Consider the following 6,713-nt stretch of genomic DNA (forward strand, 5'->3'; position numbering starts at 1 on the left):
ACTATTACCAAGCAGGCAAGCAGCTGCAGAACTGCGTTTTAAGGCAGCAGGAACTGCTCTCGCCACAGATCTAAGTGATGTAATTACAGCTATTGTTGTATCAAGGTTTAGCGGTCGTTCGATTCCGGAGCTTTGTGCCATGGGTGGTATCACCATTGAAGATTTCAGCCAGAGCGTTGCCTACAAGGAAATCTTTGGCCTAGGCAAGGCAGAAGGAGAAGCAAGGGGCGAGGCCATGATTCGGGCTCTGCCCTTAGAGAAGCTAGAAGCACTAGCGAGCGCTAACCAACTGGCAGGGATAAACCCATTGACAGAAGGCTTTTGGGCTGAGAATGCAGGACCTGATTGAAACGCCCCCTGAGTGATTCGAACACTCGACCGGCTGCTTAGAAGGCAGAGTATCTCAGTTGAAAACGGTTGGTATAACTACGTTTTTGGAGACCTATTAAGTCAAAAGGGTCAGAAGCGGGTCAAACGTGAAAAATAGCGACAAAATGCCCTAGGCAGCTGGTCGCACGCGGCTAAAAAGCCAGTCAGGCACTCAAAAATTTTTGGCCTTCTGGGGGTGTTGCTGCCTAATTCGCCCACCTCTTGCAGATCGCTAAGTCGCTGGCTGCGCTGCTTTGCCCAGTGCAGGAGACGCTTTTGGCTAAAGGGGGGCCAGATAGTGACCGGTCGTTTTCTAGGCAGCCGGTCGCTAACAAATGCACCAAAAATTCGCACCAAGGCAGATTCCGCCATATCTGATGCGTCAAATCGGCTAGGCGCTTCAACTCAGGCTCCCGAGGGCTTAGTATTTGGGTAAGCCCTATGTCAACTCAGTACAGCAATCAAAACACCTATCCAGCAACAGCCATGACCGTTTACTCCGAAGTCCGATTACACAGCGAACGTTCTTCCCTGGAATTTGGCCGAATGCTGCGCCGCTGGCGGGTGCTGAACGGTTGGACCCAGTACACGATCCGCAAATGGGCAAATGAAGCAGGCCACTCCTCATCCAGCCATAGCGGCCTAAGCGAACTAGAGCGAGGCCTAACCCGGCACCCCCGCAGCTCATGGTTTATCAACCTCGCCGAGACCAATGAGCGCCTCCACCAAGCCGACTTCGCAGGGGTTACCAGCCGTGATCTGCTTGACCAGCTAACAAACGGTCGGGCGATCACCCACGACGATGGAACCCCTTGGGGCGCTGCTGATTTTTGGTCCTGCCACGTGGGACTACTGCCCCCACCGGCTTGGCTGGCGGCACCACCAACTAACCCTGCACCAGAGCTGACAGACCAGGCGGCCGCTGATCTATGTGCCGCCTGGGCACAGCATGCAAGAAAGCAGGTGCGGCTTGTTGGGGCAGCGAGTTCCGATCTGATCCGCGCCGGCGGGGCGGCGACTGCTTCTGCACGCTCAAAATGGCTGAACGTGCTCTTGGAGCTTGATGTCTACAGCCCCCAGGAGCTGAAAGAGCTATGGGACGCAGAGAAATCCGAGTGGGCTCCTGCTAACTGGCTAAACAGCTGGGCTGCCAGCCTGCAGCCCGCAAAGGGCAAGTAGCTAAATCAGAACTCTGATTTTTTATTGGCTGTAAGGTTGCGAATCGGTATACCGAATGACTAAGGTGCCCGAGTGACCCATATATGCAACACATCCGGCAATGAGTTACACGCAAAACATCTCTACGGAGTTAGCTCTTCGGGCATTTAATGCCGACTGCGAATTCAGCTCAGCACTATCACAGCTTCAAAGCAACAGCCACGGAATTACTTGCGTTCCTGCTTTATTAGCCTGCGCCAATAAGCATGGATTCTCCTGGATTCTCCGGCCATCAAGGCCACCTATCGAGCAGCCTTGGGAGGTAATACTGCGCCACGTAGGTGGCGCAGAAGAAGCTGCCTATGGCGATGACTGTGGCGATTTACTAAATCACCTACTCGGCTTTCCGTTGTTAGCTGCTAACCAGCCCCACAGGGCCATACATATCGATGAGGGGCCGGAATCACAAAAGCATCCGGAGCTAAACCTCAAGGAGGAAGCAGCTAAGCCAGTAGCAAGACCAGACTCTGAAAAGCAGATCAAAGCAGTTCAAGGCGCTGCCGCTAAGGGGATTGAACCTGATGGGCCAACCGCGCTGCTTAGCGAGCAGCAACGGTTAATGGCAATAGAGATGGTGAAGGAGCTCAATGCCAACGCCCGGAAGGTGTTCACAAGCCATTTCCGTAGTGCCTTCAAAGTTCCTGGCTCAGAGAAAAGTTTGATCCCTTTGATTACCGAACTGCAGCATCTGCAGTTCATTGATCGGTTCACAATCGAGTCTTCTGGCGGAGTCGCCAAATGAACAATAGCAACGCCCAAATTATCCAAGATGCAATTAATGAGCTGGCGTTGGTTTCTGATCACCAGCAGGACATCTTGAACCGGCTTACGCAAGCAGGCGCAAGCCGCGTCTTGGCGGGGCAACTTCTTGCTATCAGCCGGAATGTAGACACACTTGAGCGAGTAAAAGCTGAGCTGGCGGATCTACTACCAAACTTCACAGCTGCAAAAATCAGCGATTGGGTCCCATGAGTCGGGCTCCCAATCCAGAGCCAACTAGCGCTCATCCTTCTGTGGTTCTCCCTTATGGCCGTCCAGCCAAAAAGCGCCCCAGCACACACCTGATGGTTTGCCTGCACCAAGACGCATTGGAAGCAGTAATGGCAGCAATGGCCGCCCATGGACTCACTAAATCTGGGGCCATCCACCACCTCGTCCGCCTTGGTGCGGGCCTTAAACCCTTAATCCCATAAACCCTTAATTTCCACAATGGCCTCCGAAACCTTTTTTACGCCTCAAGCCTCTGTCAATTGGGCGCAGCTAATCAATGCCCGGCCCCAGATGGATCCAAGCAAACCGAATGCCTGGTCAGTTGACCTAGTGCTAAGCCCAAACACCACGCCCAAACACAAAGCATTCATCGACAAGCTGGATCAGATCTTTACCGACACCCACGGCACAAAGAAAAAGAGGTCAGACAAAGGCCAGCCCTGGAAAGCAGATAAAGAAAACCCCAGCCAAGTAATCGTCAAATTCAAGACCCAGGAATTTGTCAGGGAAGACGGAAGCAAAGCAACCGGGCCTCAGCTGATCGACTCAAAACGGCAGCCATGGGATGGCAAGGCGATCGGAAACGGCAGTGAAATGATCATCAAGTTCACTACCTACGGATGGGAAAGGCCTGAAGGCACTGGCCTCAGTCTGCAGGTAAAAGCTGCTCAAGTCTTGAAATATGTCGCCCGAGAAGAAGAAGATGCAACTGCGGGTTTTGATGAACAAGACGGATATTCAGTAAGTACCGCCAACCCCACTGGGGCGAACCCAAGTTGGACCAGCGGTTACGTAGACGAGTTCGGCAGTGAGGAAGCACCTTTCTGATGACCTCACTACCAACATTTAATACCTCAAGGCCAAGATCTGTCGCCAAAGGTAAAGGAATGACTTTAGTTAGTATCTCTAGTTTGCGATGGATACGCAAAACATTATGGTTGATATTATTATCTCAAATAGTTACTGGATTTATGCTGTTAGTAATAATCGGAAAGATGCGCTGGATGTAAACACAGTGCGTCCCATTACGAGGAAAGATAACGTTCATTAATTTAATCCTTGGGGCTTAACTAATCAGTCCAATGACTTCTTGCAACTTTGTGTTCTTGATAGTGCTGTGCAAGCTGATATGCGTAATGATGAGCCGCCTAAGTAAGTAAGAAATACCTGAATAACGCAGCAACTGGCTTTTGCTCAAAATACCGAGATGCCATCAACAACCCTGAAACGGATTCAGCAGCCGCACTCCGCAGCTGGCGAAGTCATCGATGTTGCGCGTAACCACGGTGAGATCGTGCAGCAGGGCGATGGCAGCAATCTGCTTATCAATGGCGTTGTGGGGATTGGGCACCCGCAGTCGCCCCCAAATCTGGGCTGCATCGCCATCAAGATCGAGCACCCGATCGCCGTAGGTCTGCAATACCTCAGCTAGCCACTGCTCCAGCCGCTCTGCTTGCGGTTGATCCCCACGGTGGCGGATCAACTCCACGCCGCGGCGCAGCTCACCGATGGTGACCGCAGCCAGAAATAGTGGGGTGTTGCCTTGGGCTGCAGCTGCCCAAAAGCCCTGCACACCCGTATCAGCGCGGCGTCCTTTGCGGCCCTCACTGATCACGTTGGTGTCAATTAAAAACATCAGGCGCCGCCGCATGATCGCTCTGGCGCTGAAAATCGGCGTCCACCCCAACATCCGGCATGGCAGCCAGTAATTCCGCCAGGTTGCGCCGCGGTGGGCTGAGCAGAACAGAGGCAAGAATTACCCGTAGTTCTGCTTCCTGGCTGCGGCCATGGGCCCCGGCCCTTTTCTTGAGCGCCTGCACGAGGTCGTCATCAACGCCGCGTACCAGAAGATCAGCCATAGCACCCTCCATTCGTTGATAGCAATGCTATAGGTATTATTTGATGTGGCGGATGCTGCCGGCACCTTTCTTGACAGTTACCGCCCCCTCTGCCAACAAAGTTGTCACCCCTGTTAATCAAATCCTTGGGGGCTTAATGGAGCAACCTTTGCTTTCGTTAAATACGTATGAGGATTGCTTGCGGTAACTCAGCTTGCTTGAGCCCTCTTCATTTTATCGCTCTCACTACGTTCGGCGATCCATTCATCAGGTTCTACGCGGCGCTTCTGCCTGTTCCTGTGGGAATAGATCGAATCCTCAAAGCTCAAGGCCCCTTAAGCCTGCTAATTCCAGCAGTAGAGACAGCATCAACTACTTTTTAAACAATAACTGCCGGAGCTAAACCAACCAAGCGGGCATGAATTACCAGTTTTTTGGATTGCTTCCCGTTCATTACTTGGGCTGCTGAGGCAGTAATTGCCGGAACTGTAAAAACCAAGCGGACAGCTGCTACTACTTTTTTCTATTGCCCCGCGGGTATTACCGCTAGAAGATGGAACGCAATAATTACCGGAGCTGTAGTAACCCAAAGGGCAACTACCAACTTTTGGTAAAGGTCTGATTGGTTGTTGAGCAAAGGCAACCACTGAAAGAAATGTAGATGTGGAAAGCAGTAATAAACATGCAATGTGTGGCATGGTGTACTAAATCTCATGCGCAACTGTAACAGCCATATAGTTTAGAAGAGGCTAAATTAAGATGTGAACTCGGTGTAGAGATTGCACCAAAACTGGTTTCACCAAAGCCTAATTAGATAGTTTCTTGGGTAGCTATGTATCCAGAGCTTGATATCCTCCATGTGTTAATTACTTACGGACACACCATTATTGACCAACTTTTCATTTGCATAGCATTGCTGTTCAGAATCAGAAGAGCCATAATGAAACTTCGCAAGCCGATCAATTTAGCCTGAAGTTATGACCAGCTCAGTTGTTACTACGATTCGCCAGCGGCTGGATGCCTTGAAACCGCAGGTGCTTGCAGTGGCAACACGCCATGGCGCATCCAACCTGAGGATCTATGGATCGATCGCCACGGGAAGGGAGCATCCTGACAGCGACCTCGATTTGCTGGTTGACCTGGCTACAGAGCAGTCACTGCTGGGGTTGATTGGTTTGCGCCAAGACCTCGAGGACTTACTTGGCTGTTCGGTGGATGTCACCGAAGTGGAAACACTGCATCCGCTCATTCGCAGGCAGATCTTGGATCAGGCTTTGAAGCTTTGAATAAAGATCTTCTATACCTCGAAAGCATTCGCGACTGCTTGGAACGCATCGCCGAGTACACAGCTGCAGGGAAGCAGGCTTTCCTTAATTCTCGTTTAATCCAAGACGGAGTTATCCGCAACCTGGAGGTGATCGGTGAAGCCACGAAAAATCTAAGCAGCGAGCTACGGGAGGCAAACCCAGTGATCCCCTGGCGACAGATCGCCGGCATGCGCGATGTGCTGATCCACGATTACCTCAAGGTGAATCTCGGCAGGGTTTGGAAAACTGTGGAAAATGATTTACCACCCCTTACAGCAGCTGTGAACACCCTTCTGGACCAATGAAATCTTCAGTCCCAGTGTTAGTTAGAGGTACACGGCAAAACTGATTGTTCACTTAATTCTCTTAAATCTTTATTCAACAAGCAACTGCAACAACTCCCTGACAAGGAAACACTGGCAGCATTTGCACCACGGCCATGGTCATGGCTCGGTAAGGATTGAAACCTCTGGTTACCTTTGCGCGCCCACTAACCCACCAGCAACTAGCCGTACGCTGCTCAAGTGGCTAAAGGATCTATGAAAACGCTATTGCTACTAGTCCTGTTGCTGCTGCCATCTACTGCTGCCAGGGCCCAACCAAATAAATTTAACTGCCCTGGTGAAACCACTGTGGAGATGCGCTATTGCGCTGGGTTGCAATTAGAGCAATCAACTAAACAGTTAAATAGCAAATTGCCTACCGCCATTTATCAGCAATGGCAAGAAGCAAGCAAAGCTGTTTGCGCTGCTGCATATGCACCTTATAAAGATGGCAGTATATACCCGCAGTTGCTGATTAGCTGTAATAACAAGTTGAATCGGACACTGCTTAAAGAATTTAAGGGGATGGATCAGTAGTTGTGGGATGGGCTTCTTACTGTTTCGAATATCAGCTTGGAAGGCTCAACAATTTCTCGCCCAGTCTCATTGCAGCGCAATCGATTTAAAAATAAAAAAGCCGCATGTGAGATGTTTGGTGAGATGTTTTG

Annotated in this window: 10 protein-coding genes; 8 read left to right on the top strand and 2 right to left on the bottom strand. The window is 50.9% G+C overall.

The window, feature by feature from the left end:
- From KBY99_RS14695 to KBY99_RS14715, 5 genes are all read left to right on the top strand, one after another.
- A partial coding sequence (locus tag KBY99_RS14695) for a hypothetical protein (RefSeq protein ID WP_409996577.1) occupies nt 1-349 on the top strand: 349 nt, incomplete at its 5' end.
- A gap of 506 nt (nt 350-855) precedes the next feature.
- Nucleotides 856-1,548, top strand: a complete 693-nt coding sequence (locus KBY99_RS14700; protein ID WP_254999798.1) for a hypothetical protein — start codon at nt 856-858, stop codon at nt 1,546-1,548.
- Between the two features lie 100 nt (nt 1,549-1,648).
- A complete protein-coding gene (locus KBY99_RS14705) occupies nt 1,649-2,329 on the top strand; it encodes a hypothetical protein (RefSeq protein WP_254999799.1) in 681 nt (226 codons plus the stop codon).
- Nucleotides 2,326-2,559 carry a hypothetical protein gene (locus KBY99_RS14710; RefSeq protein WP_254999800.1) on the top strand — a complete coding sequence of 78 codons (234 nt, stop codon included), beginning with the start codon at nt 2,326-2,328 and terminating at the stop codon, nt 2,557-2,559. Before KBY99_RS14705 ends, KBY99_RS14710 begins: the two co-directional genes overlap by 4 nt.
- A gap of 237 nt (nt 2,560-2,796) precedes the next feature.
- Nucleotides 2,797-3,405 (top strand): hypothetical protein, encoded by a 609-nt coding sequence (locus KBY99_RS14715; protein WP_254999801.1) that lies wholly within the window; start codon nt 2,797-2,799, stop codon nt 3,403-3,405.
- A gap of 385 nt (nt 3,406-3,790) precedes the next feature.
- Here the strand turns inward: KBY99_RS14715 and KBY99_RS14720 are convergent, their stop codons facing one another.
- A complete protein-coding gene (locus KBY99_RS14720; RefSeq protein WP_254999802.1) occupies nt 3,791-4,228 on the bottom strand; it encodes a type II toxin-antitoxin system VapC family toxin in 438 nt (145 codons plus the stop codon).
- The gene (locus tag KBY99_RS14725; protein WP_106500938.1) at nt 4,200-4,436 is read right to left on the bottom strand and encodes a FitA-like ribbon-helix-helix domain-containing protein; all 237 of its coding nucleotides are present in this window, start codon (nt 4,434-4,436) and stop codon (nt 4,200-4,202) included. The genes KBY99_RS14720 and KBY99_RS14725 overlap by 29 nt, the downstream gene beginning before the upstream one ends.
- Nucleotides 4,437-5,392: 956 nt before the next feature.
- On the opposite strand from KBY99_RS14725, the gene KBY99_RS14730 reads away from it, so the two are divergent.
- The 3 genes from KBY99_RS14730 (at nt 5,393) to KBY99_RS14740 (ending at nt 6,582) form a co-directional block, all read left to right on the top strand.
- Nucleotides 5,393-5,701, top strand: a complete 309-nt coding sequence (locus tag KBY99_RS14730; protein WP_254999805.1) for a nucleotidyltransferase family protein — start codon at nt 5,393-5,395, stop codon at nt 5,699-5,701.
- A complete protein-coding gene (locus KBY99_RS14735; RefSeq protein WP_254999806.1) occupies nt 5,698-6,027 on the top strand; it encodes a DUF86 domain-containing protein in 330 nt (109 codons plus the stop codon). The genes KBY99_RS14730 and KBY99_RS14735 overlap by 4 nt, the downstream gene beginning before the upstream one ends.
- Nucleotides 6,028-6,246: 219 nt before the next feature.
- Nucleotides 6,247-6,582: a lysozyme inhibitor LprI family protein gene (locus KBY99_RS14740; RefSeq protein ID WP_254999807.1), complete on the top strand. Its 336-nt coding sequence runs from the start codon at nt 6,247-6,249 to the stop codon at nt 6,580-6,582.
- Nucleotides 6,583-6,713 lie beyond the last annotated feature (131 nt).

The sequence above is a fragment of the Cyanobium sp. Maggiore-St4-Cus genome (assembly GCF_024345615.1).
Classification (GTDB): domain Bacteria; phylum Cyanobacteriota; class Cyanobacteriia; order PCC-6307; family Cyanobiaceae; genus Cyanobium_A; species Cyanobium_A usitatum.

Excerpts from the sequence above, each read along its gene's own strand:
- KBY99_RS14720 (WP_254999802.1), bottom strand. The coding sequence starts at position 4,228 with ATGCGGCGGCGCCTGATGTTTTTAATTGACACCAACGTGATCAGTGAG.
- KBY99_RS14705 (WP_254999799.1), top strand. The coding sequence starts at position 1,649 with ATGAGTTACACGCAAAACATCTCTACGGAGTTAGCTCTTCGGGCATTT.
- KBY99_RS14725 (WP_106500938.1), bottom strand. The coding sequence starts at position 4,436 with ATGGCTGATCTTCTGGTACGCGGCGTTGATGACGACCTCGTGCAGGCG.
- KBY99_RS14730 (WP_254999805.1), top strand. The coding sequence starts at position 5,393 with ATGACCAGCTCAGTTGTTACTACGATTCGCCAGCGGCTGGATGCCTTG.
- KBY99_RS14715 (WP_254999801.1), top strand. The coding sequence starts at position 2,797 with ATGGCCTCCGAAACCTTTTTTACGCCTCAAGCCTCTGTCAATTGGGCG.
- KBY99_RS14700 (WP_254999798.1), top strand. The coding sequence starts at position 856 with ATGACCGTTTACTCCGAAGTCCGATTACACAGCGAACGTTCTTCCCTG.
- KBY99_RS14710 (WP_254999800.1), top strand. The coding sequence starts at position 2,326 with ATGAACAATAGCAACGCCCAAATTATCCAAGATGCAATTAATGAGCTG.